This is a genomic window from Arthrobacter sp. P1_B9 (genome assembly GCF_056406495.1).
The window spans coordinates 51,103-76,549 of record NZ_JBFUAA010000001.1 but is presented as its reverse complement, the minus strand read 5'-3'; the positions used below and the strand labels follow the sequence as shown (position 1 = coordinate 76,549).

Genomic DNA, 25,447 nt, shown 5'->3' with positions numbered 1-25,447 from the left:
GGCGGGCCGCTATGTGGACAACACCCCGGCCGGAACCTTCGCGGAACCTTCACCGGATCCGGGTGACGGCGGCACCGCCGTCGTCGTCGCCGCCGCCCGAGGGCGCCGGTCAGCCGGGGAAAGAGGGGACGCCGGTCAGCCGGGGAACGAGGGGTCGATGGGGCCCTTGAGCTGCGGTGACCAGCCGTTGCCCAGCCGCTGGAAGATCCCTTCCGCGGACTGGCCGTAGATCTCGGCCGGTCCGTTGCCCGCGCTGAGGGCGGTCAGCCCGGGCCACGGCGCCAGCTGCTGCGGCTGTGCCGAGGTCAGCGACAACAGCTCGGGGGTGACGGCATCGCTGGCGGAGGCCTTCATGACCGCGACGGTGGTGTCATCCACCCAGACCCCTTGGTCCGGGTCCCGGGGGGTCAGGAGGGTCAGGGGCACGGTCAGGTCCCTCGGGGTGCCATCCGCGTTCCGGATGATCCCGGTGATCTGGACCTTGCTCTTGCCGTTCTGCTGCGAAATGACGAGGGCCCGCGTGCCGTCCCGGGAAATCCGGAACTCCTTCACCGTCCGGCCCGCGAGCCATCCCGGCGACAGGGTCACGGTGGGTACGCTGGCGTTCTCCGCCACACCGACCGGCCGGTAGGCCACCACCTCGGTGGCGCCGCCGGCACCCGGCCCGGCAGTCCAGACCCAGTCATAGCGGCCGAACGAAGGCCGGGACAGTGCGGCCCGCGTGGTCAGGGCCCTGGCGGGCTGGCCCGGAACGATCGAGTACAGCGTGGTGCGGTCGGCGTTGAGGAACGCGGCCGCCTGCGACTCGGTGGACTCCGCAGGCGCCCGGGGTGAGAGGGCTGCGACGGACCGGACGTCCGGGAGCGGTGAAATCCTGTTGTTTTCGTACCGGACCAGGTCATTGTTGCTGACGGCGATCTGGTAAGCGGGGACGCTTTCGTCCTGGACCGGAGGCAGGACCGTGCCGTTGTCCTCGACGCGCACCAGGTCCTGGTTGGCCCGGAGCTCAACGTTGATCACATCCGGCTGGCTGCGGAACGTCAGGGCAAGCTGCGTCTGCATCCGCAGCCGGTCCTCGTTGGAGGCCTCGACCAGGTCCTTGGCGGTGAGATCCACCTGCGCGGCGCCGGATACGACGGGCACTGATTCGCGGGCCAGCTTGATGCCTGAAGGGAACGCGCTGACGACGGCGCCCTTGAGGTAGGGGGCGGGTCCGCCCAGTAGCGCGCTCGTCATGGCTTTGACGGTCTTCTTGCGGATGAACCACCGGACGTCGGGCACTGCGTAGGTGAACGTGGGGTCGTAGAAGTAGATCGGGAACGCGCCGTAAATGACCTTGAAGGTTTCTTCCGGAATGGCCGTGCCGTCAGGAAGATCGGAGATTCGCCATTCGCCGTCCACCTGAGTCACGGTGACGGGTATGTTTTCGGTGGTGCCCTCGGGAAGCTGCGTGGCCACGCCGTCGGCGTCCACCGAATAGGCGAGGTCGAGCTGGTAGTTGAAGACATTTTCGACGCCGGTGGCCACCACCGTGGCCTTGCGGAACACGAGCGCCCGCTGGTCCGGCTTCCACGTCACCGACGAACCCTGGGTGAGGTACTGCCGGGCCACGGCGTAGTCGTCCTCGTAGCCGCTGCCGGCGAGGTAGAAGTCTTCGATCACCGCTTCGGGGCCGGCGCCGGAACGCGGCGCGGCCGGAAAGAAGACCGGGGCGTTAGGGTTTCCCGCACTCTCGTCCGTGCTCTTGCCCACCGGCCCCGAGCGCGGAATCTGGGCGCACGAGGTCAACAGAAGCAGGATGAGCGCCAGCAGCGCAGCCCCCACGCGGGTAAACCTGCCCGAAACCCCACTCATGCCCTGCCCTCCGTCCCGGTCCCCCGGGGGCCGGCCGGGCCGCCGTCCGGGATGGCCCCGCCGGCGGCACCGCTGCCGCCGTCGTCAGAAAAGTCGTCATCGAAGCCGTCTGCGAATCCGTCCGAGGATCCCTCAACACCGGTCCCGCGGCCCGCGGTCCGGAGCGGGTCCAGCAACACCACGGTGCGCTGGCGGCCTGCCTCGGGGAGCCCGACGTTGACCGGTTCGAGCTGGAGCGGGGACCTGGTGATCGGCTCGTCGCGGCGCAGGGGAAGGGTCAGGCGGAAGTTCGACCCTTCTCCCTTGCTCCCCCAGGCCTGCAGCCAGCCGTCGTGGAGCTTGGTGTCCTCGGCGGCAATGGACAGTCCCAGCCCGCTGCCGCCCGTGGTGCGGGCCCGGGCCGGATCGGCGCGCCAGAAGCGGTCGAAGACGCGCGCCGCCTCAGCCGGGGTCATGCCGATTCCGTGATCCCGTACGGCCACGGCCACGGCGGTGCCGCTGGCGGCCACGGAAACGTTGACCGGCCGGCCCTCGCCGTGTTCGAGGGCGTTCAGGATCAGGTTGCGCAGGATCCGATCGATCCTGCGGTCGTCCATGTCGACAATGACGCTGCCGGCCGGGGCGTTGAGGGTGACGGCGGACCCGTATTCGGCGGCGACGGGCGCCACCCCCTCGATGACATGCGCGACAAGCTGGACGATGTCGGTGGGCTCGGCGTCCAGGGTGGCGGCGCCGGCGTCAAAGCGGGAGATTTCCAGCAGGTCCGCCAGGAGCGACTGGAAGCGTTCCACCTGGTTGTACAGCAGCTCCGCGGAGCGCTTGTTGATGGGGTCGAAGTCCTCGCGGGCGTCATAAAGGACTTCGGCGGCCATGCGCACCGTGGTGAGCGGGGTGCGGAGCTCGTGGGAGACATCGGAGACGAACCGCTGCTGCATCTGGGACAGCGTGGCCAGCTGGGTGATTTGTTCCTGGAGGCTTGCGGCCATGTGGTTGAACGACGCGCCGAGGCGGGCAACCTCGTCCTCGCCTTTGACCACCATGCGCTCCTGCAGCTGGCCGGCGGCGAGCTTCTCGGAGACGACGGCGGCATGGCTGACCGGGCTGACCACGTTGCGGGTCACATACCAGGCGACGCCGCCGATCATGAGCACCAGCAGCGCGCCGCCGGCCAGCAGGACATTCTGGATCTCGTCGAGGGTCTTCTGCGCCGTGTTGAGGTCATAGATGAGGTAGAGCTCGTAGACGGTGCCGTTGAAGGTCACCTTGTTGCCGACGGCGATGCCGGGCCGGTCTTCGGTCCCTACAGGGAACTGGGTGGACGCCCAGTACTGGTCCTTGCCCGAGTCCTGCACAGCCTTGCGCAGGTCCGGGGGGATGACGCCGATGGTGAGTTGGTCCGAGGCCCGGGATTCAACCCAACGGTTGCGCGGCTTGGTCTGCTCCGGCATGGCCTCGAAGACGTAGCGCCGCTGGATCACGGATCCGCGGCCTTCGACCGCGTTCAGGGTGTCATAGACCAGGGTGATGACGCTGGACTGGTCGGTGACCTGGGCGCCGTCGAACGTGTCCTGGACCTGCTTGACGTTGTAGCGCGTCTCCGATTCGGCCTGGGCGAGCCGTTCCTGGAACAGGTTGTTGGCGATCTGGTTGGACAGGTAGGCGCCCACCACCGCGAACGAGCCCATGGCCAGCATCAGCGTGGTCAGGACCGTCCGGAACTGCAGCGAACGCCGCCACTTCCGCTGTACCGCCCGGAGCAGGTACAGGATGCCGGGCCACAGGCGCTGCATCCCGGTGCGGACGAGCCGCGCGACCCGGACGCCAACGATCCTCGCGCGTTTGGCCCACAAGCGGGTCCGGAAGGCCAGACGCCGCCACGGGCCCGGCCCGCCGCGGGGCGTTTCGGGCGCGCGGGGCATGGACGTCTCCGGCGATGACGCCGCGGACGACTCGGCCGGCGGCGCCGACGACTCGGCCCGCGGCGCGGACGACTCGGCCGGCGCCGCAGATGAGTCGGCCGGCGGCGCCGTATCCGTTGCTATGGACTGCCGGACACTGCGGTCCGCAGGCTCAGGAACCTGCTTTATAGCCGACACCACGGACCGTCAATACAACTTCGGGGGCTTCCGGGTCGCGTTCGATCTTGGACCTCAACCGCTGGACATGGACATTGACCAGCCGGGTGTCGGCGGCGTGCCGGTAGCCCCAGACCTGCTCCAGGAGCAGTTCGCGCGTGAACACCTGCCACGGCTTGCGGGCCAGGGCGACGAGGAGGTCGAATTCCAGCGGCGTCAAGGAGATCCGGTCGTTGCCGCGGCTGACCAGGTGGCCGGCCACGTCGATCGTGACATCGGCGATCCGCAGGGTTTCCGGTGCCTTCTGGTCACCCGGGCGGAGCCTGGCCCGGACCCGGGCGACGAGCTCGGCGGGTTTGAACGGCTTGGGCACATAGTCATCGGCACCGGACTCGAGGCCGCGGACCACATCCGAGGTATCCGCCTTGGCCGTGAGCATCACGATCGGGACGTCGGACTCGGCACGGACCTGGCGGCAGACTTCAATGCCGTCCATCCCCGGCAGCATGAGGTCGAGCAGGACGAGGTCCGGCTTGGAGGAGCGGAACACGTCCAGCGCCTGCGCGCCGTCCGCGCAGAAGACGGGTTCGAAGCCGTCATTGCGCAGCACAATACCGATCATCTCGGCCAGAGCCTCGTCATCATCCACTACCAGAATGCGTGCCTTCATAGTTATATATTCCCCCATTGAATTGGCTTTGTCGTATCGGGCGGCCCGCCGGCATGGTGCAACCGGGCCTGCCACGGCCGCCGGAACCCCGCCGGAACCGGCCCGGAACCGCGCCGATGCACGGGACGCTGTGACAATTGCCGCGTTGTCCTGCATGCTGTGGAAAGGCCCAGTGAACCGGCCCGGACCGCAGGAGGAACCCGTGAACACCCCGATCTACCAGCGAGCCCTGGGCAGCGACTTTGCCCGACTACAGCCGGAGCTTCAAGAATACTTTGCTTTGGCACCGGGATCCGGCCACTACGGCGTCGGCGAGGGGGTGTTCGACGTCGTCGGCTGCCGGCAGGCCTGGCTGCGTCCCCTGCTGCGGCTCACCACCGGCGAGCAGGCCTTCTTCCCCGAGTACGGCGAGGGCGTCCGCTTCCGGATCGAGAACCACGCCCACCTGGACCCGTTCGGCAGGTCCAGCCTGACGGCCCGCCGGGAAATCTTCTTCCCGGGCACCACCCGGCTGTTCCAGGACACGACCAGCTTTGATGACGGCGGGCGCGATAACGGCGGGCTCGGGCCCGGGCTCGTGGACTACGTGGGCCGGTACCGGCGGCTCGTCACCGACCTCAATCTCAGCGTCACGCCGGAGGGCCGGCTGCGCGGCGTGTCCGAGGCGTCGCGGCTGTTCGTGGGACCGCTCCGGATTCCGCTGCCGGCGGCCCTCGACGCCAAGGCCTACGCCGAGCAGTGGTGGGAGCCGCAGGACGGCGGCAGGCACCGGATCCAGGTCAAGGTGATCCAGCCCCAGCTCGGGCTGGTGCTGGTCTACGCCGGCCATTTCGACTACCGGCTCGAGCCCTACCCCGGCGGTATTGCGGCGCCGGGGTACCTGCCAGGGCACGCCCGACCGGACGCCTGGGAAAGCAGGGTCTGACCAGGGCCAGCAGGGCACAGCGGAGGCACCGCGGGCACGGTTGCGCCCCGGGCCGCCGGCGGCCGAAGGTGCCGCGCTAGCCGAGGGCGAGCTGGTTGAGCCCGTCCGCCACCTGGGTCAGCCGGGTCAGGACCGCCGCCGCAGTGGCGGGTGAGTGCCGCGCCAGGCCCTCCGACGGCGTGACCCGGAGCGCACCCAGCGTGGACGCGGGCAGACCCAGCTGCCGCCATGGGCGCCATACGTTTTCCACGACGTCGCGGACCCGTGGCAGTGACGCGGCAGGATCAGCCACGTCCAGCGCGCCGGCCCAGAGCCGCTTGCCGGCCTCCACCGCGCCCGCGAGTTGTTCCCACTGGCGCGAGGTCAGGGCCCGAAGCGGCACAGCGATTCCATCCGCGCCTGCCGCCAGGATCCGCTCGAACGGCGCCTCTACCTCGGAGACGGCCACAACGGTTTCGACGGCGCCCGCGGCCCGTAGCGCGTCGATCACCAATTGCCAGGACTCGGTCACTTCCCGGCCCGGCACCGAACGCAGGGTCCGGTAACCGCTGGCGGTGGGAATGGTGCCGGCCAGCACCGACGCAATTTCAGGTTCGTCGATCTGGACGACGATCCGGGCACCGGGGGCAGCCGCCGCCACCCGCTTGAGGTAGCCTTCCACGCCCGCTGCGAGCGAGTCCGCGATGTCCCGGCGGGCACCGTAGTCGATCAGGGCCCGCTCGCCGTTGTGCAGGTGCAGCCCGGCGGCAAGGCTGAGCGGCCCGCGCAGCTGGATCTTGATATCGTCCGACGGCACTTCCTCGACGCCGATCACGTCCGCCATGATGTTGATGTCGGTGGACAGGGCCGACTTGGCCCGCTGCAGGTCCTTGCCGGGCCGGTCCACGAACCGCCATCCATGCGGCTGGACGTCGACGGCGAGTTCCACGAGCAAAGAGGCGGTCCGGCCCAGGGCATCGGAGCCGACGCCGCGGTCGGGAAGCTCGGCGAGGAACGGCAGGTGCGGGCTGCCCAGTTCACCGCGGATGATGCGGGCGGCCTCGGCCGGGTCCTCGCCCGGCCAGGGGCCAAGGGCGGTCGCGGTCACTTGGCCCGGTGCGGGCGCGTCTGGTACTGCCATGGCTAGGCGTCTGCGGCGCGGGCGGCGTCCGCGGAGCCGGAGGCCTGGGCGGCCTGGTGGTCCTCGGCGATGGCCTCGTGGTGGCGGATGACCTCGCCGATGATGAAGTTCAGGAATTTCTCCGCGAAGGCCGGGTCCAGGTGGGCTTCGGCGGCGAGGTGCCGCAGCCGGGCGATCTGCGCCGTTTCACGGCCCGGGTCCCCGGCGGGAAGTTGGTGCGCGGCCTTGAGGAAGCCGACCTTCTGGGTGGCTTTGAAGCGTTCGGCGAGGAGGAAGACCAGGGTGGCATCGATGTTGTCGATGCTGGAGCGGATCGACAGCAGCTCCGCCATGACCGCGGGATCCACGGAACCGGCCAGGGAGCTTGCCGCCGGGTCGTAGGAGTCGGTTTCGGGAAGAGTGGGGTTCTGCTCGGTCATTGACCCAGTCTAGGGGTTCGGCGGCCAATGCCTCCCGCTGTTAAGTACCGTTGCAGGCGCCTGCGGAGACACCAAGGGGCATGCTCACCGTTCGTGGCGAACGGTGGGCATGCCCCTTGGCTGTGGCCCTGCCGGAGCCCTGGCCGGCGCAGGATCGGGCCGCGCCGGATCGGGCAGGTGCCCGGTTCCGGCAGTTAGCTGTGGAGCACGGCCTTGAACGCCTCGCGGCGCCTGGCCTGCTCGTCGGGGTCCGGAACAGGCAGGGAGGCGATGAGTTTCTTCGTGTAGTCGTGCTGCGGGTTGCCCATCACCTGGTTGCCGAGGCCCTGCTCCACCATCTTGCCCTTGTAGAGCACGCCGACCCAGTGGGCGAGCATGTCCACCACGGCGAGGTCGTGGCTGATGAACAGGCACGCGAAGCCGAACTCCTGCTGGATCTCCTTGAACAGCTCCAGCACGACGGCCTGCACGGACACGTCCAGGGCCGAGGTCGGCTCGTCGGCGATGAGCAGCTTCGGGTTCAGGATGAGCGCCCGCGCCAGGGAGGCGCGCTGGCGCTGCCCGCCGGAGAGTTCGTGCGGGAACCGGTCAGCGTACGACGCCGGCAGCTGCACGGACTCGAGCAGCTCCCCGACCTTCTTGCGTGCCTCGGCCGCGGTCGGGTTGGAGTGGATGATCAGCGGTTCCGCCACGCAATCGCCGATGGTCAGCTGCGGGTTGAACGAGGCCGCCGGGTCCTGGAAAACGAAGCCGATCTCCTTGCGGAGCGGCTTAAAGGTGCGCTCCTTGAAGTTCAGCATCTCGTAGCCCAGCACATTCAGGCTGCCGCCCGTGGTGCGGTTCAGGCCGGCGATCGCCCGGCCGATGGTGGTTTTGCCGGAGCCGGACTCCCCCACGAGGCCGAAGACTTCGCCTTCGGACACGGTGAAGCTGACGCCGTCGACGGCCTTGAACGCCGGGCTGCCGAGCCGCCCCGGATACTCGATGGTCAGGTTCTTTGCCTCGACCAGCACCTTGCCGCCCTGGTGGGCGCGTTCCACCATGCCTTCCGACGCGGAGTTGCGGCCCAGGTGCGGGACGGCGGCGAGGAGCTTCTTGGTGTAGTCCTCCCTGGGCTGGGCGAAGAGCACCCGTGAGGATGCCTCCTCCACAACGTCGCCCTGGTACATGACCACGACGCGGTCGGCGAGGTCGGCGACAACGCCCATATTGTGCGTAATCAGCACGATGGACGTTCCGTAGTTGTCGCGCAGGTCCCGCAGCAGTTCAAGGATCTCGGCCTGCACGGTGACGTCCAGGGCAGTGGTCGGCTCGTCGGCCACAATGAGGCCAGGGTTCAGGGCCAGCGCTGCGGCAATCACGACGCGCTGTTTCTGGCCGCCCGAGAACTGGTGCGGGTAGTAGTTGACCCGCGTTTCCGGGTCCGGGATGCCCACTTTGCGGAGGGCTTCAATTGCCCGCGCTTTGGCTTCCTTGGCCGAGACCTTGCTGCGGCCGCCAGAGCCGGCGTGTGCGCGGATTCCTTCGGCGATCTGCCAGCCCACGGTGAAGACCGGGTTAAGGGCGGTGGATGGCTCCTGGAACACCATGGCCACATCGCGGCCCCGGATCTCCCGCAGTTTCGCCTCGCTGACGCTGATGACGTTGTTGCCGTTGATCAGGACCGCGCCCTGGCTGATGGCCGTCTCCGGCAGCAGTCCCAGGATGGTCTTGGCCGTCACAGTCTTGCCGGATCCCGATTCGCCAACGATGGCCACGACCTCGCCGGGGTTGACAGTGAGGCTGACGTCCTTGACGGCATACACATCCCCGGCGTCGGTGGCGAAGGTGACTTTAAGGCGGTCGATGTCAAGGACCGGGCCTGCGCCTGCGCCGGGTTTGTCGATGTTGATGGTCATAGAACTCTCGATTCTGCTTCGAGTGCAGCCTGGGCACCGGCGGTTGAGTCCGGTCCACCCTTGCCTGCCACAGCCTTCTTGCGGCCCCGCAGGCGGGGATCGTTGAGGTCGTTGATGCTCTCACCGACGAGGGTCAGCCCAAGCACGGTCAGGACGATCGCTGTACCGGGGTAGACACCGGTCCACCAGATGCCCGAGGAGGCATCTGCTATGGCCTTGTTCAGGTCGTACCCCCACTCGGCGGCGGAGGTCGGTTCGATGCCGAAGCCCAGGAAGCCGAGGCCCGCCAGGGTCAGGATGGCCTCGGACGCGTTCAGCGTGAAAATCAAGGGCAGCGTGCGGGTTGCGTTCTTGAAGATGTGCCGGCCCATGATGCGAATGCTGGAGGCACCCACCACCTTGGCTGACTCGACGTACGGCTCCGCCTTTAGCCGGATGGTCTCGGCCCGGATGACGCGGAAGTACTGCGGGACGAACACCACCGAGATGGAGATGGAGCAGGCAACAATGCCTCCCCAGAAACTGGACTGCCCGTGGCTGATGACGATTGACATCACGATGGCCAGGAGCAGTGACGGGAAAGCGTAGATCGCATCGGCGATCACCACGAACACCCGGTCCAGCCAGCCGCCGAAGTAGCCGCTGACGAGGCCGAGGGCTACGCCGAGGAAGATCGACATCGCGACGGCCACGATGATCACCACGGCGGCCGTCTGGGCACCCCAGAGCACCCGGGAATAGACGTCATAGCCACCAACCGTGGTGCCCCAGATGTGGGCCGGGCTGGGGGGCTGCTGTGTCGGGAAGGGACCGGCGGCGTCGCTGAGCTGGGCAAACCCGTAGGGCGCGATCCACGGCGCAAACACGGCGACGAGCAGGAAGACGGCGGCCAGCACCATGCCCGTGACGAGCATGCCGCGTTGCAGCCCGACGCTCGAGCGGAAATGCGAGATCACCGGCAGCCGGTAGATGAGGGGCTGCTTGCGCCCGCTTACTTTGGTTGCATTCATGGCTAGTACCTCACTCGCGGGTCGATCAGGGCTGCGACGACGTCCACGATGAAGTTCGTGACGGCAACGATGACCGCCAGCATCACGACGATTCCCTGGACGGCGACGAAGTCGCGGGCGTTCAGGTATTGCACCAGCTGGTAGCCGAGGCCCTTCCACTCGAAGGTGGACTCCGTGAGGACGGCGCCGCCGAGCAGGAGGGCAATCTGGAGCCCCATGACAGTGATGATCGGGATGAGGGCAGGCTTGTAGGCATGCTTGGTCACGAGCCGGTAATTACTGACGCCACGGGACCTGCCGGCCTCGACGTAATCCTTGCCGAGCGTGCCGATGACGTTGGTGCGGACCAGCCGCAGGAAGACCCCTGCCGTCAAGAGCCCCAGGGTGAGTGCGGGGAGGACTGAATGGGCCGCGACATCGCCGAACGCGGCCATGTTGCCGCTGCGCAAGGCATCCAGCCAGTAGATCCCGGTCGGTGCGGCCAGGCTTCCCATGGCCAGCTCGGTCCTGGTGGAGGCCCGTCCTGCGACGGGCAGCCAGCCCAGCCAGACGGAGAAGGCCAGCTTCATCAGCAGGCCGGCGAAGAACACCGGGGTCGCGTAGCAGAGGATGGCGAAGAACCGCAGGAATGCGTCCGGGGCCTTGTCGCGCCGGTAGGCGGCAATCAGGCCGAGCGGGATGCCGACCAACAGCGCCACGATGAGGGCATTGATGGCCAGTTCCAGGGTTGCCGTGCCAAACGTGATGATCATTTCGACCACAGGGCGGCGGTCGGTGATGGTGGTGCCGAAGTTGCCGGTCGCCACCTGGCCAACGTATTCGAGGTACTGCACGAGGATCGGGCGGTCGTAGCCGGCGTCGTGGATGCGCTGCGCGAGCGCCTCCGGCGGAAGCCTGCCGCCCTGGGCTGCGGTGATGGGGTCGCCGATGACCCGCATCAGGAAGAAGACCAAAGTCACCAGAATGAAAATGGTCGGAATGATCAGGAAGAACCGGATCAGGATGTAGGTCCCCAAGCCCCCACCCGAGGATTTTTTCTTGGACGGAAGAAGTCCGTCGGCGTCGTTTAGCGGCGCCTCAGTCAATGTTGTCATTGGTACCTAAGATTGTGCTGTCGCGGCCTTGGGCGGGCCGGCGTGAACTGCAGGATGCGGCAATGACCAGCAAAGGCGGGGCGCCTCGAGGGGCGCCCCGCCTCGCAGGCTGGTCAGGACAGCAGGGCTGCAGCCTTACTTGGAAAGAGTTCCCAAACGGAACTTGAAGGAGGCATCGAGGGTGGAATCGACACCCTTGACACCGCTGCCGGAAATGGCAACCTGCGCGCCCTGGAGCAACGGAAGCGTGGAGATGTCCTTGGCGAGGGCATTCTGCGCATCCTTGATCGTGGACTCGCGTTCAGTCTTATCGACAGTGGTGAGCTGCTTGCTGATCAGGTCGTTGACGGTGGGGTTGTTGTAGTGGTTCTTCAGGAAGCCGCCCTCCGGGAAGAACGGGGTCAGGTAGTTGTCGGCGTCACTGAAGTCGGGGAACCAGCCAAACTGGAACAGCGGGTATTCGTCGGCGCGGCTGGCCTTGCTGTAGGTGACCCATTCCGTGGACTGCAGGTTGACCTTGAACAAACCGGACTTCTCCAGCTGGTCCTTGATCATGGCGTACTCATCGCCGGAGGACTTGCCGTAGTGGTCCGGGTTGTACTGAAGGTTCATCGAGACGGGGGTCGTCACACCGGCGTCGGCGAGGACCTTCTTGGCCTTGTCCAGGCTCGGCTTGCCGGCGTCGCCGTAGGCGTCCTTGAACGATTCGTTGGCGCCCAGGAAGCCGTTGGGAACGTTGGAGTACAGCGGCAGGTAGGTGCCCTTGTAGACCTGGTCCGCGATGGACTGGCGGTCAACGAGGTTCGCGATGGCCTGGCGGACGGCGAGCGCCTTGGCCGGATCGGCGTCGGCAGCCTTGGCACCGAACGGCATCGTGTCGAAGTTGAACGTGATGTAGCGGATTTCGCCGCCGGGGCCAACGTTGACCTTGACCTTGGAGTCCTTCTTGAGGTCATCGACGTCGGTGGCGCTCAGGCTGCGGTTCGCGACGTCGATGTTGCCCTGCTGGATGTCCAGCTTCATGTTGGTGGGGTCGGCGTAGTACTTGATCGTGGCGGCGTCGTTGGCCGGCTTGCCGAGGACCCCCTGGTAGTCAGGGAATGCCTTGAAGCTGACCAGCTCGTTCTTCTTGTACGTGTCGATCACGTACTGGCCGTAGAACGCCTTGGCCTTGACGATCGAGTCGTCGTCAAGCAGTTTGTCGGCCGGGAAGACTTCATCGTCTACGATCGGCGCGGCGGGGCTGCTGAGGATCTGAGCGAAGGTCTGGTCGTTCGCCTGCTTCAGCTTGAAGACCACGGTGTTGGCATCGGGGGCGGTGATGCTTTCGATGTTGGTCAGCAGGCTTGCGGGACCGGCGGGATCGTTGATCTTGGTCTGCCGGTCGAAGGAGAACTTGACGTCCTTGGAGTCGAGCGTGTGGCCGTTGGCCCACTTGAGGCCCGGCTTGAGCTTGACCGTGTACTCGTTCGGCGAGGTGAAGGACGCGGACTCTGCCAGGTCGGGCACGGGATCTGCGCTGCCGGGCTTCGAGTTGAGGAGGAAGGAGTAGATCTGGTTCATCACCATGAACGAACCGTTGTCATACGCGCCCGCCGGATCCAAGGCAGTGACCTTGTCCGTGGTGCCGTAGGCGATCGGACCGCTAGCTGCGGCTGATGACCCGCCAGCGCCCCCGGTCGGCCCTGTGCAGGCCGTCAGTGCAAAGGCGGAAACCCCGGCCAGCGCGATGACGCTGTGCCAGGCCTTTTTGTTCATTGCCATCTGTGAACTTTCTGTTCGATGCGTTCTAGCGCAGCCCGAAGTGAAACGACTGACTCGTCGGGCGGCACGCTTTGCTGATTCCTAGATTCAACCAGACGATCATTCGGTGAAACGTTGCATTTTGTGAGTTGAGACACAAAATTTACACGATTCGAAGGTTTCTCTCATTTTCTGCAGGATTCCGCCCGGATCTTCGGCAGGGTCCTGCGCATCCGGGCGCCGTGGACGGCCGGGTAGTCTGACGACGACGGAGGGTACAGACGACGAAGGGCCCCGCCAACTGGCGGGACCCTTCGCTGGAGTCGGTGGGGCGGGCAGCTAGAGCGCGGCCCGCTGCAGCGAGCGCGCGGCATCGATCGTGGCCTGGCCGAGCACGCGGCTGCCCTGGTAGAGCACCACCGTCTGGCCGGGGGCCACGCCGCGCAGCGGCTCGGTGAGCGTGACCAAAAGCTCGTCGTCCGCCATATGCGCGCGGGCAGGGACGGGGTCGCCGTGGGCGCGGACCTGGGCGTAGCAGTCAAACTCTTCGCGGCTCGCCACCTCGGCGATGGGCAGCCCCGCCCAGGAGACCTTGATGCCTCGGATTTCGTCGATGGCGAGCAGGGCCTCCGGGCCCACCACCACCTTGTTCTCCTTGGGCCGGATCTCCAGCACGAACCTCGGCTTGCCGTCCGCGGCCGGGGTGCCGAGCTTCAGCCCGCGGCGCTGGCCCACGGTGAAAGCGTTGGCGCCCGGGTGCTCGCCGACCTTGGCGCCGGATTCGTCCACGATGTCCCCCGTGGTCATTTCAATCTTCTCGGCGAGCCAGCCGGCGGTGTCGCCGTCGGGAATGAAACAGATGTCGTGGCTGTCCGGCTTGTTCGCCACGGAGAGGCCGCGGCGCTCCGCCTCCGCGCGGACCTCGGCCTTGGACGGCGTCTCGGCCAGCGGGAACATCGAGTGTTTGAGCTGTTCGTGGGTCAGCACCCCCAGCACATAGCTCTGGTCCTTGGCCCAGTCCGCAGCGCGGTGCAGTTCGGGGTTGCCGTCGGCGTCCGTGATGACCTTCGCGTAGTGGCCGGTGCATACGGCATCGAAGCCCAGGGCGATGGCCTTCTCCAGCAGGGCGGCGAATTTGATCCGCTCGTTGCAGCGCATGCAGGGATTGGGGGTGCGGCCTGCGGCGTACTCATCGATGAAGTCCTGGACGACATCTTCCTTGAACCGTTCGGAAAAGTCCCAGACGTAGTACGGGATCCCGAGGATGTCGCACGCACGCCAGGCGTCGCGGGAGTCCTCGATGGTGCAGCAGCCGCGGCTGCCGGTTCGCAGGGTGCCCGGCATCCGGGACAGCGCGAGGTGGACGCCGACGACGTCGTGCCCCGCCTCGACGGCGCGGGCGGCGGCAACGGCGGAATCGACGCCGCCACTCATGGCTGCAAGAACTCGCATACTGGCTTTCTCTAGGGTTCGGGGGGGTCACAGGCTCCGGGGCTGCTGTTCGCAGCTGCGGTGCTGCTGGGCTTTTACTGCTGGGCTACTGCCGGGCTTTCACTGCTGGGTTGAACCGCAGTGCTACTGCTGGCCCCCGGAAATAGCACAATGCCTGCCCCGCCATTCTATCGCCACGCCGAATCCTCCCCAAAAGGCCTTGACGGGACCGCCTCCCCGTTCTAGCGTCAGGACAAGCGGTTTTAGAAAACGGAAGAGCGCCGACGCGGGAATCGAGCGGACATGGCTGTCGGGAACATCGTGATCGTGGGCGGCGGGCTGGCCGGCGCCACCGCCGCCAAAACATTGCGGGCGGAGGGCTTCAGCGGTCCGGTGGTGCTGGTGGCCGCCGAGTCCCACCAGCCGTACCTGCGCCCGCCGCTGTCCAAGGAGTACCTGCTGGGCAAGGCCGGCGACGACGCCCTCCCTGTGGTGCCCGAGGACTGGTACGACGCGAACGACGTCGACCTCCGGCTCGGCGTCCAGGTCACGGCGCTGGACCCGGCTGCCCGGGCTGTGGTTCTGGATGACGGGCGGCGGCTGGAGTACGGCTCGCTCCTGCTTGCCACGGGAGCGCGGCCCAGGACCATCCCGCTGCCCGGCAGCGGGCTCGAGGGCGTCAGCACGTTCCGGACGGTCGAGGACAGCCGGCGCCTGCACGCCCGCCTTGCCGGCGGCGGCTTGCACGTGGTCATGGTCGGGTCCGGCTGGATCGGGATGGAACTGGCCGCTGCCGCCAGCACCTTTGGAAACACCGTCACCCTGATGGGGCTGGAGGACGTGCCGCTGGGCGCGGCGATTGGCCCGGACCTGGGCGGTTTCTTCCGCCGGCTGCACGAAGCCCACGGGGTACGGTTCAGGCTTCCGGCGTCCGCTGCCGAGATTCAGGGGTGGTTTGGTCGGGCGACGGCAGTGGTCACCGACTCGGGCGAAGTCCTGCCCGCCGACCTCGTGGTCATCGCCGTCGGCGTTGTGCCGGAGGTCGGGTTGGCCGAGGCGGCCGGGCTCGGGATCCGCAACGGCATCCTCACCGACGCGTCGCTGCGGACCTCGGCGCCCGGGATCTTCGCCGCAGGCGACGTCGCCAACGCCCTGCACCCGTTCACCGGGGAACACCACCGCAGCGAGCACTGGTCCAATGCCCTGAATGGCGGCAAGGTGGCAGCCAAGGCGATGCTCGGCCTCGACGCCACGCTGGAGACCATCCCGTACTTCTACACGGACCAGTACGACGTCAGCATGGAGTACTCGGGCTTCCCGACGCTCGTTGCCGGCCCGCCGGTCATCCGCGGCTCGCTTGCGGACAAGGAGTTCATTGCCTTCTGGCAGCGCGAGGGCCAGGTGATCGCCGGAATGAATGTCAACTGGCCCCGCGCCGCCAAGCCGCAGAAGGCGATCAAGGCGCTCATCAACGCCCGCACCGCCGTGAGCCCGGACCTGCTTGCCGACTCCTCGGTACCCCTGGATCAGCTCCTGGATTAGCTCCTGGATCAGCTCCTGCCGGAAGCCTGACGGGCGGCCTCGCGCGCGACCGTTCCGGCGGTCTGGATGCTGGACTCATGCCCGGCCATGCCGGCCTGGCGGCCCCGCGCGTAGGCGCCCGGCAACGCCGCGAGCAGGGCATCGACGTCGGCGTCGGTTGAGGAATGCCCGAGCGTAAATCGCTGCGCCCCCCTCGCCGTGTCCTCGTCCAGGCCCATCGCCAGCAGCACATGGGAGGGCCTCGGAACACCGGCGGTGCAGGCGGAGCCAGTGGAGGATTCGACGCCGGCGAGGTCCAGCAGGAACAGCAGCGAGTCCCCTTCGCAGCCGGGGAACGTGAAATGCGCATTGCCCGGCAACCGCCCGGGGCCCGGGGCGCCCCGCAGGACGGCTTCGGGGACGGCCGCACGGACCCCCTCAATCAGCCGGTCCCGAAGGGCCGCGATCCTGGCGGCTTCCTCGGGGAGTTTCGCGGCAACGGCCTCGGCGGCCGCGGCAAACGCGGCGATCGAGGCGGTGTCCAGCGTCCCGGAGCGGACGTCGCGTTCCTGCCCGCCGCCGTGCTGCACCGGGGTCAGCTTCACCGCCCGGCCCAGGATCAGCGCGCCCACACCGACCGGTCCGCCGATCTTGTGCCCGGAGACGGACATGGCGTCCAGGCCCGTCCCGCGGAAGTCAACGGGCAGGGAGCCGAAGGCCTGGACGGCGTCGGAGTGGACGGGTACGCCGGCGGCGTGTGCCAGTTCCACAACCCGGGCGACGGGCTGGATGGTGCCGACCTCGTTGTTGGCCCACATGACGCTCACCAGTGCGATCGAGCCCGGATCCCGGGACAGCTCGGCTTCGAGCACGGCCAGGTCCACGACGCCCGCCTCATCCACGGGGAGCCAGCACACGTCAGCGCCTTCATGCCGTTCGAGCCATTCGACGGTGTCCAGCACCGCGTGGTGTTCGACGGCGGAACAGAGGATGCGGGTCCGCGCCGGGTCCTCGGCACGGCGGGCCCAGTACAGGCCCTTGACCGCCAGGTTGTCCGCCTCGGTCCCGCCGGAGGTGAAGATGACCTCCGAGGGATGGGCGCCGGCGGCCGCCGCGAGTACTTCCCGCGCGTCCTCCACGGAGCGCCGGGCACGGCGGCCCGATCCATGCAGCGAGGACGGGTTGCCGGTCCGGGCCAGTTCGCGCGTCAGCGCGGCCAGCGCTTCCGGGGCGAGGGTGGTGGTGGCGGCGTGATCGAGGTAGACAGGCACAGCCCAATTCTACCTGCGCGCGCCCGGGCTGCCGCGGTGCCAGGGCGAAGGCACAGTCTCAGGGCAGAGGCACAGTGTCAGGGCGAAGGCACCGGCCGGAGGCACAGTGAAGGGCACAGTGAAGCACCCGGGGCTGGTGTACATTCAAGCGGTGAAAGCGCCACTCTGCCTTGTGCTGGCCACCTTGTTCTGGTCCGGCAATTTCGTCGTCGGACAGACCGCCAGAGCCTCAATGACACCGCTGGACCTGACCTTCTGGCGCTGGAGCCTGGCCGCCGTGCCGCTGCTGATCCTGGCCCACCTCATTGAACGGCCCGACTGGGGCGCGGTGCTGCGCCGCTGGCCCGTGCTTCTGCTGCTGAGTGTCCTGGGCATGAGCGGCTACACACTGCTGCTCTACGGCGCGCTCGGATTCACGTCCGCGATGAACGCCTCGCTGGTGACGGCCGCAAACCCGGCCCTCATTGTGGTCATGGCGATCGTCCTGCTCGGTGAGAAGACCACACGGCTGGGCTGGCTCGGCATCTGCCTTGGCCTGCTGGGTGTGCTGCTGGTCCTGACCCAGGGCGAGCTGGCCCGCGTGGTCAGCCTCGCCATCAACACCGGTGAGCTCATGATGATTGGCGCGATCATCGTCTGGGGCTTCTACACCATCGTTGCCCGCCGGCTGGATGTGCCGCCCGTCGCGGCCACAGCGGTGCAGGTGGTGATCGCAACCGTGACTCTGGCGCCGTTTGCTCTCGCCATGAACGTGCGGTTTCCCGATACCGCGGCCGAAGGCTGGTCGATGGCGTATATCGCCCTGTTCCCGTCCCTTGGTTCCTATCTCCTCTGGAACCTGGCGCTGAAAACCACCCCGTCCGGGACCGCCGGAAACTACCTCAACCTGATGGTGGTCTTCACCGCGATCATCACCGTGCTGTTCGGGACCCCGCTCACCCTCGTGCAGATCGCAGGCGGCCTCCTGGTGATCGCCGGCGTGCTGCTGACCGGAATCAAGGGCCAGGCCCGCAACGCCGGCCACCCCGCCGGCAGGGCCCAAGCCGGGCCGCCCGCCGCCGCTGCAGGCGGGCAGGCTCACGCAGGCAGTCCGGTCACGATGGAAGAATACGGGCACAGCACTGCCCGGGCCGCGCGCCGCCCTGCTCCCTGAGATCTTCGATGGCGAGGGCTTCGATCCGGCCCGGTTCGATCCCCAGGGCCATTGAGGCCCCGCCGAGAAAGGCTCCGTTCATGGCACACACCACGTCTGCGTGCCCGGCGGCGAGGCGATGGAACGGGCAGTTCAGCAGCACCAGTCCCCCGCCGCCGTCGTCCGCCGGGCAATAGCCCTGCCCCGCCAGGAAGTCCTCGAACGGGCCGGCGCCATCGGGGCTGCCGGCGGAGTCCGCAGGCTCCGCCCCGGTGGCCCCCGCCGGCTCGCGGCCGGCTGCGCGGGCTGCCGACTCACCCGCCGACTGCCCCCTCGCGCGGGCAGCCCGAAGCAGGGCCTCCCGCGGCGAACCGCCGCCGCTGGTTGCGTCCTCGATCGCGGACACCAGCAGCTCGGCGGCGAGATCATAGTGGCGATCGGGCACCGAGGCCGCGACCTCATCCACGGCGGCCCGGTACAGCTTGGCGGGCCGGCCGGACCCCGGGCCCTCCCGCCCTCCGAGCTTGCGGAACTCCACGGCCAGCAGCCCGTCTTTCACGAGCCGGTCCAGATGGAACGAGGCAGTGCTCCGCGCCAGGCCCACGGCCTGCGCGGCATCGTCCCGGCCAACGGCATCTGCCGCTGAGGCGACGAAGTCAAACAGCCTCCTGCGGCTCTCGTCTCCCAGCGACGCGACCGCCGCCAGCCTGTGGTTCCACGGAAGCTTGGTCATGACACAAGAATATCTCTAAAAACAAGAATCATTGCTTAATTGCTGCGGGGCCCTCTAAAATCGAGATATCTATTTTTAGAAGGAGCAGTGCCATGAAAGTTTCCCCAGCCCTCGCCAATCCCGCACAGCAGCTCACGGCGGACCGTCAGGCCTTCCTGCTGCTGCGGACCGTCTTTACGGTTGCGCCGATCCTGTTCGGCCTGGACAAGTTCACGAACCTCTTGACCGACTGGACGATGTACCTGGCGCCCGTGGTGACCCAGGTGGTCCCGCTACCGGCCCAGACGATCATGTACATCGTTGGCGTGGTGGAAATCGTCGCCGGCGTGGCGGTGGCGCTGCGCCCGCGCTTCGGATCGGTGCTCGTGGCCGCCTGGCTGCTGGGCATCATCATCAACCTGATCGTCCTCGGCGGCTTCTACGATGTCGCTCTGCGTGACTTCGGGCTGCTCGTGGGTGCCCTGGCGCTGAACAGGCTGTCCCCGCGCAAGGCCGTGCCGGCCGCGACGCCAGGCAGCTAGGCCAGACGGCGGGTCCCGGCAACTGGTCCCGGCAGCTGGGCGAAGACGCCGGGCCACGCCACTACGCCAGGACGCAGACGGCCCGCGGAACGACCTCAATGGTCATCGGGAGCGCCCCGATCCGCTCGCCGTCGGCGTAGGCCACGATATTGCCGGCAGACAGTTCCACGGTGCGGACCCGGCGAAGCTGCACGGCGGGGTGGCCCACGTGCTTGCCGGCAAAGACCTTGGGAAACACGGCCAGCAGCCGGGTCCGGGACAGCCGGTTGACAATGAAGAGGTCCAGGTAGCCGTCATCAAGGGCGGCTCCCGGGACGATCCTCATCCCGCCGCCGATCGACTGGCCGTTGGCGACGGAAATCAGCATGGCGCCCTGCTGCCACTTCTCGCCGTCGGCAGTCACCGTGTAATCGATGGCCCGGAACGACGCCAGTTCCCGCAGCATGGCGAGCTGGTAGCGGATCTTGCCGCGCGGCCAGCGCCAGTCATTGGCCCGCTCATTGACTGCGGCATCGAACCCGGCCGAGACCACGCCCGCAAACAAGCGGGAGGATCCTCCGGCGGTGATCCTGCCGGCGTCAATCATCCGGCCGCCGCAGGCCAAAGACTCCAGGGCCCGTTCACAGGCCGCCGGGAGGTCGTGCAGCGGCAGGCCCAGCGAACGGGCCGTGTCGTTGCCCGTCCCGGCGGGAATGATGCCCAGCGGAACCCGCCGGCGGGCACCGGCACCTGCTCCGGCACCTGCACCTGCTATCGCGTTAAGCCCGAGGTGGACCATGCCGTCGCCGCCCACTACCACGAGGGCATCCACGCCCGACTCCAGCGCATCCTCAACTGCCTGCGCGAGCCCGGCATAACTGTCCGCGCACAGCAGCAGGACCTCCGCCCCGGCTGCACGGAAATACGCCGCCGCGTCCTTCCCGGCGTGCCGCGCCCGGCCAAAGGATGCGCGCGGGTTGACGGCGACGGCGATCAGCATGCGCTGAATTATGCCAGCCGCCGGGAACCATCCCTGTGCACGCAGTCGTTATTCCTCCAGCCGGTTAAACTGGGCACGCCGGACGCCCACGAACGGTCCGGCATTCCCACCGCCGGCACCATCAACGAAAAGGATCTCTGTTTGACGCAGGGCAGCAGCTCGCATTACCAGGTCCTCGGGATCCCCGTGACGGCGACGGAGAAGGACATCAAAGTCGCGTACCGCAAGGCCGCCCGGACCGCCCACCCGGACCATGGCGGCGACCCTGCAGCGTTTCGGCGCGTCACGCTCGCGTACGAGACCCTCATCGACACCAAGCGCCGCGCGGACTACGACCGCTCCTACGGCAGCGCATCCGGCGGCGCGTATTCGTCTCCCGCCGGCGATGAGGGCGCCCACTTCGACGCGCCCGCCGCGGGCAGCCGGGCCTCCGCCAACGTGCGCCGGCCGAACACGCCGCGGAATACGGCCGCAGATCCACCCGTCTACGTTCCCCCGTTCGAGCAGTTTGACGGCGGGTCGGCAGTGCCGCTGATTCCCGCCAGCGTGGCCCGGCAGCAGGTCCACGGCATGCCCCGCAAGCGCGGCATCTTCGGCGCCGAAGCCCGGATCCAACGCGAGATGCGCACCGTGCAGCTCATCAGCCGGCAGATCCTGACCACCATCCCGGCGGCGCGCCTTGTCAACGGGCTGCAGTCCCCGGCGGACAACAGCCACATCGACCACGCGGTCCTTGCCGGGTACCGTCTCGCGATTGTCGGATCCATGCTGCTGCCGCCGGGTGCCTACGCATGGAACGGCAGCACGTTGACCCACGGCGGACGCTCCGTCGCCCCGCCCCAGCTGGGCCACATCGTGCGCCGGATGCAGGACATATTTCCCGAGCTCAATGTCACCGGCTGGATTGTCGTCCACAGCACGGACGGCAATCTGCATCAACCGGTCATCGACCGGCACCGTCGCGCCCCCGGCGGCCAGGGAAGCGGGTACGGGGAAGGCTCGGGCCTTGTCGAGGTGGTCAACGCCGCGGGCCTGGCCCGCGGCCTGAAGTTGTTCCTCGGCTCGGGACCGGCGCCCAACACCGTCAACGTTCCCGTGCTGGCCCGTCTGCTGCGCGGAATGCACTAGATTCCGCCCAGGCGCTCCCCTGCGCCCGGGGGGGGGAAGGCCCGAGGCGCGTTCGACGCCGGCGGCTCGCTAGGATGGGACGGTGTTCCGCATCCTCTTCCACACCCCAGAAATCCCCGGCAATACGGGAAACGCCATCAGGCTGGCTGCCATTACGGGGGCCGAACTGCATCTGGTGGAGCCCCTGGGCTTTGACTTCTCCGACGCCAAACTCCGGCGGGCGGGCCTTGATTACCACGACCTCGCCGTCGTGACCGTCCACCCGGACATCGACGCGGCGTGGGCCGCTCTCGAGCCGGAACGGGTATTTGCCTTCACCTCCGACGGCGAGACCACGTACACAGACATCCGCTACCGTGCCGGCGACGTCCTCCTGTTTGGTCCTGAATCCGTAGGCCTGCCCGAGGAAGTCAAACACAGTCCCCGGGTGACGTCCCGGGTGCGCCTGCCGATGCTCCCAGCCCTCCGGTCACTGAACCTGGCCAACGCGGCATCCATCGCCGTCTACGAGGCGTGGCGCCAGAACGGGTTTGCAGGGGCCAAGTTGTAGCGGTCCGCCGCGAAGGCCCGCCAGGACGTGCGGCGGCCCCCTGGGCGGCCCGCGGGAAAGAATTCCCGCGCAGCACGCCCATCCAGATGCCGGGGCGCACCGAATCACTTCTGAAGGCGGACACCAATCCGCCCACTCACATTGTGTCTACCGGGCATAGTGCGGAGAAACGGAAGGGAGCGAGGAGCGGCAGGTGAGAACAGTACATCTGGACAGATCCTCTGCCCGCGTGGCAGGGGACGGCCCCTCGACGCATGCCGCACCGATTGGCCCGCGTTGGGCTGCAAGCGCCCTATGCTTGGGAGTGATGGAAACTCCGAATGCCCCGAACCCCGAGGCCGCCGCACCGGCGGACACCTCAGCCGACATCAACGGCCGGCTCAGCAGCCTGCTGGCACTGATTGCCCAGGGCGACCAGACGGCGTTCGCGGAATTTTACAGCCTCACCTCCAGGCGCGTCTTCGGCATGGCACGCCGGGTCCTGATCGATACCGAACTCAGTGAGGACACCACCCAGGAAGTCTTCCTGCAGGTCTGGCAGAACGCCGCCAAATTCAATCCCGCCGCCGGCAGTCCGCTCGCCTGGCTCATGACGATCTCGCACCGACGCGCCGTTGACAAGGTCCGGTCCTCGCAGTCCGCCACCGACCGCGAAGCCAGATACGGTGCCAGCAGCCAGGAGATCGACCACGATTCCGTCTCGGACGAAGTCGGCAGCCGGCTCGAGGCCGAGGCCGTGGTCCGGTGCATGGAGACGCTGACCGATACGCAGCAGGAGTCCGTCCGGCTGGCGTACTACGGCGGCCTCACCTACCGGGAAGTGGCCGAGCGGCTGAATGCCGCGGTACCTACCATCAAGTCCCGCATCCGCGATGGACTCATCCGACTGAAGACCTGCTTGGGGGTGAGCTGAATTGACCGATATGAACGCACATGAGAACAACAACCGCCTCCCCGGCGGCTTCACCGCCGAGATCGCCACCGACCTGTCGTCCGGCCGCGTGGTGGACCTTGCCGAGGTCTATGCCCTCAACGCCGTGGACGACGCCGAACGCGCCGCAATCGAGCAGTTCCTCGCCTCCGCACCGGCAGCAGACAGGGCTGCCTTCAACGAGCGGGTCCGGCAGGCCCGGGAGACCCTGGCCACCAGCTTCACCGCAGAGGAAGAGCCTCCGCCCGGGCTGCTGGACCGGATCATGTCATCCTTGCCTGCGCAGACAGCAGAGCAGGCCGCAGCGCAGTCCCCCGCCGCAGTGCCGCTTCCCGGCACGGGTCCGCAAGCGACGCCGGTGCTGCCGCATCCGGTACGTGACGGCTCCGCGCTGCCCGCCACCGACGAACTCGGTGCGGCCCGCCAGCGCAGGGAAGAGCGCCGCCGCCCGCAGGGCATGCGGAACTGGCTTATCGGCGTCGCCGCAGCAGCCGTGATCGCCCTGGGCGGTGTGGGCGTCGGAGCCTACGTGGCCAACCAGAACGATCCCCTAAATCAGGTGATGCAGGCCAGCGACGTCCGCCAGGCTACTGTCGACGTCAACGGCGGCGGCACCGCCACCGTGTCGATTTCCCCGTCCAAGGATGCCGCCGTCGTCAAAATGAACGGCGTCCCGGCCCCGCCCGTGGGCAAGGTCTACCAGATGTGGCTGATCCCCAAGGACGGCTCGGCCCCGGTCTCGCAGGGCCTCATGGACGCTGAAGCCCTGTCCAAGCCCGCGGTGGTCAAGGGCATCGGTTCCGCGGCCGCGCTGGGCATCACCGTGGAGCCCGAAGGCGGATCCGCGTCGCCTACCCTGCCGACCGTCGCCGCCGCACCGCTGGACGCCTAGCCACCCGCAGGAGACAGCAAGCCACCCGCACACACAAAGCCGCCCGGGCCTTGACTCCTTCCGTAGAAGGACTCAAGGCCCGGGCGGCTTTGTGTTGTGGCCGGCGGACGTCCCGGCAAGCCGGCTTCCCGCCCGGCTAAATGACCAGCGAGAGTAGCATGACCAGGCCGAAGCTCACCACGGAGATCAGGGTTTCCATGACGGACCAGGTCTTGAAGGTCTGGCCCACAGTGAGTCCGAACAGCTCCTTGACGAGCCAGAACCCGGCGTCATTCACGTGCGAGAAGAACAGCGAGCCCGCGCCGATCGCGAGGGCCAGGAGGGCGGCGTGCGTCGGCGACAGCGAGCTGGCCAGCGGTGCCACGATGCCGGCGGCCGTCACGGTGGCGACGGTGGCTGAGCCTGTCGCCAGGCGCAGGGCAACGGCCACGATGAAGCCGAGCACCAGCACGGACATGTTGGTCCCCTCGGCCCAGGCCTTCACCGAGTCACCCACGCCGGCACCAATCAGCGTCTGCTTGAAGCCGCCGCCTGCGCCGACAATCAGGATGATCCCCGCGATCGGGCCCAGGCTGGCAGCGATCTTGCTCGTAATCTTGGCGCCGTTGAGGCCCACGGCGTAGCCGAAGGTCACCATGGCCAGCAGGACGGCCAGGGTCATCGCCACCAGCGGCTGCCCGACGAAGTCGAAGAACATCCGGATCGCGGGGGCCGTCTTGGGGTCCGGCCAGATGATGTCCACAACGGCCCTGAGCAGCATGAGGACCACCGGGAAGATGATGGTCAACAGCGTGACGGTGAAGTTCGGCGGGCGCTTGACGCCCTCCATGTCCGCGCCGTGCACGGTATCGACGCCGCCGGCCACGGCGGGGGCACCCACCGGGACCCACCGGGCCGCCAGGCGGGAGAAGAGCGGGCCGCAGATAATCACCGTGGGGACGGCGATGAGGATGCCGAGGGCCAGGGTGGTGCCCAGTTCAGCCTTGACGGCGCTGATCGCGATCAGCGGTCCCGGGTGCGGCGGCACCAGCCCGTGCAGCACGGACAGGCCGGCCAGCGCCGGGATGGCGATGCGCATCAGGGGCATCTTGGAGCGCTGCGTGACCAGGACGATCACCGGCAGCAGCAGGACGAGCCCGATCTCGAAGAACATCGGCAGGCCGATGATCACGGCTACGAGCGTGATGGACCAGACCAGCTTGTTTCCGGTGGCCTTTGCCAGGAGGGTGTCGACCACCCGGTTCGCGCCGCCGGAGTCCGCTAGCAGCTTGCCCAGCATCGCGCCAAGGGCGACCAACAGACCGACTTCCTTCAGGACGCCGCCCACGCCGTCCTCGAAGTTGATGATCACCTTGGCTGGTTCCACACCGGCAGCGAGGCCGACGAATCCTGACCCCAGAATCAGGGCCAGGAAGGGATGGAACTTGAATTTGGCGATCAGGACCACGAGCAGGGCGATGCCCAGACCCGCGATGATCAGTAGTTGGGTATTGACGCCGGTCCCGGCCTCAACGGCAGCCGGAAGCTGCATTGCTATCAGTGATTTCACA

The 25,447-nt window shown here is 67.7% G+C and carries 22 protein-coding genes; 8 read left to right on the top strand and 14 right to left on the bottom strand.

The window, feature by feature from the left end; translation table 11 throughout:
- Positions 1-135: 135 nt before the first annotated feature.
- The 3 genes from AC1D1A_RS00310 to mtrA form a co-directional block, all read right to left on the bottom strand.
- Positions 136-1,854, bottom strand: a complete 1,719-nt coding sequence (locus AC1D1A_RS00310; protein WP_476946873.1) for an LpqB family beta-propeller domain-containing protein — start codon at positions 1,852-1,854, stop codon at positions 136-138.
- A complete protein-coding gene (gene mtrB / locus AC1D1A_RS00305) occupies positions 1,851-3,773 on the bottom strand; it encodes an MtrAB system histidine kinase MtrB (RefSeq protein ID WP_476873213.1) in 1,923 nt (640 codons plus the stop codon). Before mtrB ends, AC1D1A_RS00310 begins: the two co-directional genes overlap by 4 nt.
- Before the next feature lie 151 nt (positions 3,774-3,924).
- The gene (mtrA, locus tag AC1D1A_RS00300) at positions 3,925-4,599 is read right to left on the bottom strand and encodes an MtrAB system response regulator MtrA (protein ID WP_026538469.1); all 675 of its coding nucleotides are present in this window, start codon (positions 4,597-4,599) and stop codon (positions 3,925-3,927) included.
- A 202-nt stretch (positions 4,600-4,801) separates the two neighbouring features.
- On the opposite strand from mtrA, the gene AC1D1A_RS00295 reads away from it, so the two are divergent.
- Positions 4,802-5,524 carry a DUF4166 domain-containing protein gene (locus AC1D1A_RS00295; protein ID WP_476858883.1) on the top strand — a complete coding sequence of 241 codons (723 nt, stop codon included), beginning with the start codon at positions 4,802-4,804 and terminating at the stop codon, positions 5,522-5,524.
- 76 nt (positions 5,525-5,600) lie between these two features.
- Here the strand turns inward: AC1D1A_RS00295 and AC1D1A_RS00290 are convergent, their stop codons facing one another.
- The 7 genes from AC1D1A_RS00290 to mnmA form a co-directional block, all read right to left on the bottom strand.
- Complete coding sequence (locus AC1D1A_RS00290) at positions 5,601-6,644, bottom strand: uroporphyrinogen decarboxylase/cobalamine-independent methonine synthase family protein (RefSeq protein WP_476946872.1); 1,044 nt, start codon at positions 6,642-6,644, stop codon at positions 5,601-5,603.
- Between the two features lie 2 nt (positions 6,645-6,646).
- The gene (locus AC1D1A_RS00285; RefSeq protein WP_230011813.1) at positions 6,647-7,063 is read right to left on the bottom strand and encodes a chorismate mutase; all 417 of its coding nucleotides are present in this window, start codon (positions 7,061-7,063) and stop codon (positions 6,647-6,649) included.
- 194 nt (positions 7,064-7,257) lie between these two features.
- Positions 7,258-8,961 (bottom strand): ABC transporter ATP-binding protein, encoded by a 1,704-nt coding sequence (locus AC1D1A_RS00280; RefSeq protein ID WP_476946871.1) that lies wholly within the window; start codon positions 8,959-8,961, stop codon positions 7,258-7,260.
- Positions 8,958-9,971, bottom strand: a complete 1,014-nt coding sequence (locus AC1D1A_RS00275; protein WP_476946870.1) for an ABC transporter permease — start codon at positions 9,969-9,971, stop codon at positions 8,958-8,960. The genes AC1D1A_RS00280 and AC1D1A_RS00275 overlap by 4 nt, the downstream gene beginning before the upstream one ends.
- Before the next feature lie 2 nt (positions 9,972-9,973).
- On the bottom strand, positions 9,974-11,065 hold the full coding sequence (locus AC1D1A_RS00270; RefSeq protein WP_028275995.1) for an ABC transporter permease: 1,092 nt from the start codon (positions 11,063-11,065) through the stop codon (positions 9,974-9,976).
- 135 nt (positions 11,066-11,200) lie between these two features.
- Positions 11,201-12,829, bottom strand: coding sequence for an ABC transporter substrate-binding protein (locus AC1D1A_RS00265; protein ID WP_476856679.1), 1,629 nt, complete (start codon positions 12,827-12,829; stop codon positions 11,201-11,203).
- A gap of 318 nt (positions 12,830-13,147) precedes the next feature.
- Entirely contained in the window at positions 13,148-14,260 is a 1,113-nt protein-coding gene (gene mnmA / locus AC1D1A_RS00260) for a tRNA 2-thiouridine(34) synthase MnmA (protein WP_476871330.1), read from the bottom strand.
- A 282-nt stretch (positions 14,261-14,542) separates the two neighbouring features.
- Here mnmA and AC1D1A_RS00255 point away from each other — a divergent pair, with 282 nt between their 5' ends.
- Positions 14,543-15,781, top strand: a complete 1,239-nt coding sequence (locus AC1D1A_RS00255) for an NAD(P)/FAD-dependent oxidoreductase (RefSeq protein ID WP_476946869.1) — start codon at positions 14,543-14,545, stop codon at positions 15,779-15,781.
- Between the two features lie 8 nt (positions 15,782-15,789).
- On the opposite strand, the gene AC1D1A_RS00250 is transcribed toward AC1D1A_RS00255, so the two are convergent.
- A complete protein-coding gene (locus AC1D1A_RS00250; protein WP_230009524.1) occupies positions 15,790-17,031 on the bottom strand; it encodes a cysteine desulfurase family protein in 1,242 nt (413 codons plus the stop codon).
- Positions 17,032-17,182: 151 nt separating this feature from the next.
- Here AC1D1A_RS00250 and AC1D1A_RS00245 point away from each other — a divergent pair, with 151 nt between their 5' ends.
- Positions 17,183-18,184, top strand: coding sequence for a DMT family transporter (locus AC1D1A_RS00245; protein ID WP_476848775.1), 1,002 nt, complete (start codon positions 17,183-17,185; stop codon positions 18,182-18,184).
- Here the strand turns inward: AC1D1A_RS00245 and AC1D1A_RS00240 are convergent.
- Positions 18,126-18,896: a helix-turn-helix transcriptional regulator gene (locus AC1D1A_RS00240; RefSeq protein ID WP_476946868.1), complete on the bottom strand. Its 771-nt coding sequence runs from the start codon at positions 18,894-18,896 to the stop codon at positions 18,126-18,128. The genes AC1D1A_RS00245 and AC1D1A_RS00240 overlap by 59 nt on opposite strands.
- A gap of 92 nt (positions 18,897-18,988) precedes the next feature.
- Here AC1D1A_RS00240 and AC1D1A_RS00235 point away from each other — a divergent pair, with 92 nt between their 5' ends.
- Positions 18,989-19,417, top strand: coding sequence for a hypothetical protein (locus AC1D1A_RS00235; protein ID WP_476856673.1), 429 nt, complete (start codon positions 18,989-18,991; stop codon positions 19,415-19,417).
- Positions 19,418-19,478: 61 nt separating this feature from the next.
- Here AC1D1A_RS00235 and AC1D1A_RS00230 read toward each other — a convergent pair whose 3' ends face one another.
- Entirely contained in the window at positions 19,479-20,396 is a 918-nt protein-coding gene (locus tag AC1D1A_RS00230; RefSeq protein ID WP_476946867.1) for a diacylglycerol/lipid kinase family protein, read from the bottom strand.
- Between the two features lie 141 nt (positions 20,397-20,537).
- On the opposite strand from AC1D1A_RS00230, the gene AC1D1A_RS00225 reads away from it, so the two are divergent.
- The 4 genes from AC1D1A_RS00225 to AC1D1A_RS00210 all read left to right on the top strand — a co-directional run bounded on the left by AC1D1A_RS00225 (position 20,538) and on the right by AC1D1A_RS00210 (position 23,897).
- On the top strand, positions 20,538-21,524 hold the full coding sequence (locus AC1D1A_RS00225; RefSeq protein ID WP_476848771.1) for a J domain-containing protein: 987 nt from the start codon (positions 20,538-20,540) through the stop codon (positions 21,522-21,524).
- Positions 21,525-21,606: 82 nt separating this feature from the next.
- The gene (locus tag AC1D1A_RS00220) at positions 21,607-22,074 is read left to right on the top strand and encodes a tRNA (cytidine(34)-2'-O)-methyltransferase (protein ID WP_026538402.1); all 468 of its coding nucleotides are present in this window, start codon (positions 21,607-21,609) and stop codon (positions 22,072-22,074) included.
- Positions 22,075-22,381: 307 nt separating this feature from the next.
- Positions 22,382-22,987, top strand: coding sequence for an ECF RNA polymerase sigma factor SigK (gene sigK / locus AC1D1A_RS00215; RefSeq protein ID WP_223913940.1), 606 nt, complete (start codon positions 22,382-22,384; stop codon positions 22,985-22,987).
- Positions 22,988-22,997: 10 nt separating this feature from the next.
- Positions 22,998-23,897, top strand: coding sequence for an anti-sigma factor (locus tag AC1D1A_RS00210; protein ID WP_043436603.1), 900 nt, complete (start codon positions 22,998-23,000; stop codon positions 23,895-23,897).
- A gap of 136 nt (positions 23,898-24,033) precedes the next feature.
- On the opposite strand, the gene AC1D1A_RS00205 is transcribed toward AC1D1A_RS00210, so the two are convergent.
- On the bottom strand, positions 24,034-25,428 hold the full coding sequence (locus AC1D1A_RS00205; protein WP_223913985.1) for a GntT/GntP/DsdX family permease: 1,395 nt from the start codon (positions 25,426-25,428) through the stop codon (positions 24,034-24,036).
- Positions 25,429-25,447: the final 19 nt, after the last annotated feature.

Bases quoted from the DNA above. Each gene is read 5' to 3' on its own strand.
- AC1D1A_RS00310 (WP_476946873.1), bottom strand. From the start codon at position 1,854: ATGAGTGGGGTTTCGGGCAGGTTTACCCGCGTGGGGGCTGCGCTGCTG.
- mtrB (WP_476873213.1), bottom strand. From the start codon at position 3,773: ATGCCCCGCGCGCCCGAAACGCCCCGCGGCGGGCCGGGCCCGTGGCGG.
- mtrA (WP_026538469.1), bottom strand. From the start codon at position 4,599: ATGAAGGCACGCATTCTGGTAGTGGATGATGACGAGGCTCTGGCCGAG.
- AC1D1A_RS00290 (WP_476946872.1), bottom strand. From the start codon at position 6,644: ATGGCAGTACCAGACGCGCCCGCACCGGGCCAAGTGACCGCGACCGCC.
- AC1D1A_RS00285 (WP_230011813.1), bottom strand. From the start codon at position 7,063: ATGACCGAGCAGAACCCCACTCTTCCCGAAACCGACTCCTACGACCCG.
- AC1D1A_RS00280 (WP_476946871.1), bottom strand. From the start codon at position 8,961: ATGACCATCAACATCGACAAACCCGGCGCAGGCGCAGGCCCGGTCCTT.
- AC1D1A_RS00275 (WP_476946870.1), bottom strand. From the start codon at position 9,971: ATGAATGCAACCAAAGTAAGCGGGCGCAAGCAGCCCCTCATCTACCGG.
- AC1D1A_RS00270 (WP_028275995.1), bottom strand. From the start codon at position 11,065: ATGACAACATTGACTGAGGCGCCGCTAAACGACGCCGACGGACTTCTT.
- AC1D1A_RS00265 (WP_476856679.1), bottom strand. From the start codon at position 12,829: ATGGCAATGAACAAAAAGGCCTGGCACAGCGTCATCGCGCTGGCCGGG.
- mnmA (WP_476871330.1), bottom strand. From the start codon at position 14,260: ATGCGAGTTCTTGCAGCCATGAGTGGCGGCGTCGATTCCGCCGTTGCC.
- AC1D1A_RS00255 (WP_476946869.1), top strand. From the start codon at position 14,543: ATGGCTGTCGGGAACATCGTGATCGTGGGCGGCGGGCTGGCCGGCGCC.
- AC1D1A_RS00240 (WP_476946868.1), bottom strand. From the start codon at position 18,896: ATGACCAAGCTTCCGTGGAACCACAGGCTGGCGGCGGTCGCGTCGCTG.
- AC1D1A_RS00235 (WP_476856673.1), top strand. From the start codon at position 18,989: ATGAAAGTTTCCCCAGCCCTCGCCAATCCCGCACAGCAGCTCACGGCG.
- AC1D1A_RS00230 (WP_476946867.1), bottom strand. From the start codon at position 20,396: ATGCTGATCGCCGTCGCCGTCAACCCGCGCGCATCCTTTGGCCGGGCG.
- sigK (WP_223913940.1), top strand. From the start codon at position 22,382: ATGGAAACTCCGAATGCCCCGAACCCCGAGGCCGCCGCACCGGCGGAC.
- AC1D1A_RS00210 (WP_043436603.1), top strand. From the start codon at position 22,998: ATGAACGCACATGAGAACAACAACCGCCTCCCCGGCGGCTTCACCGCC.
- AC1D1A_RS00205 (WP_223913985.1), bottom strand. From the start codon at position 25,428: ATGCAGCTTCCGGCTGCCGTTGAGGCCGGGACCGGCGTCAATACCCAA.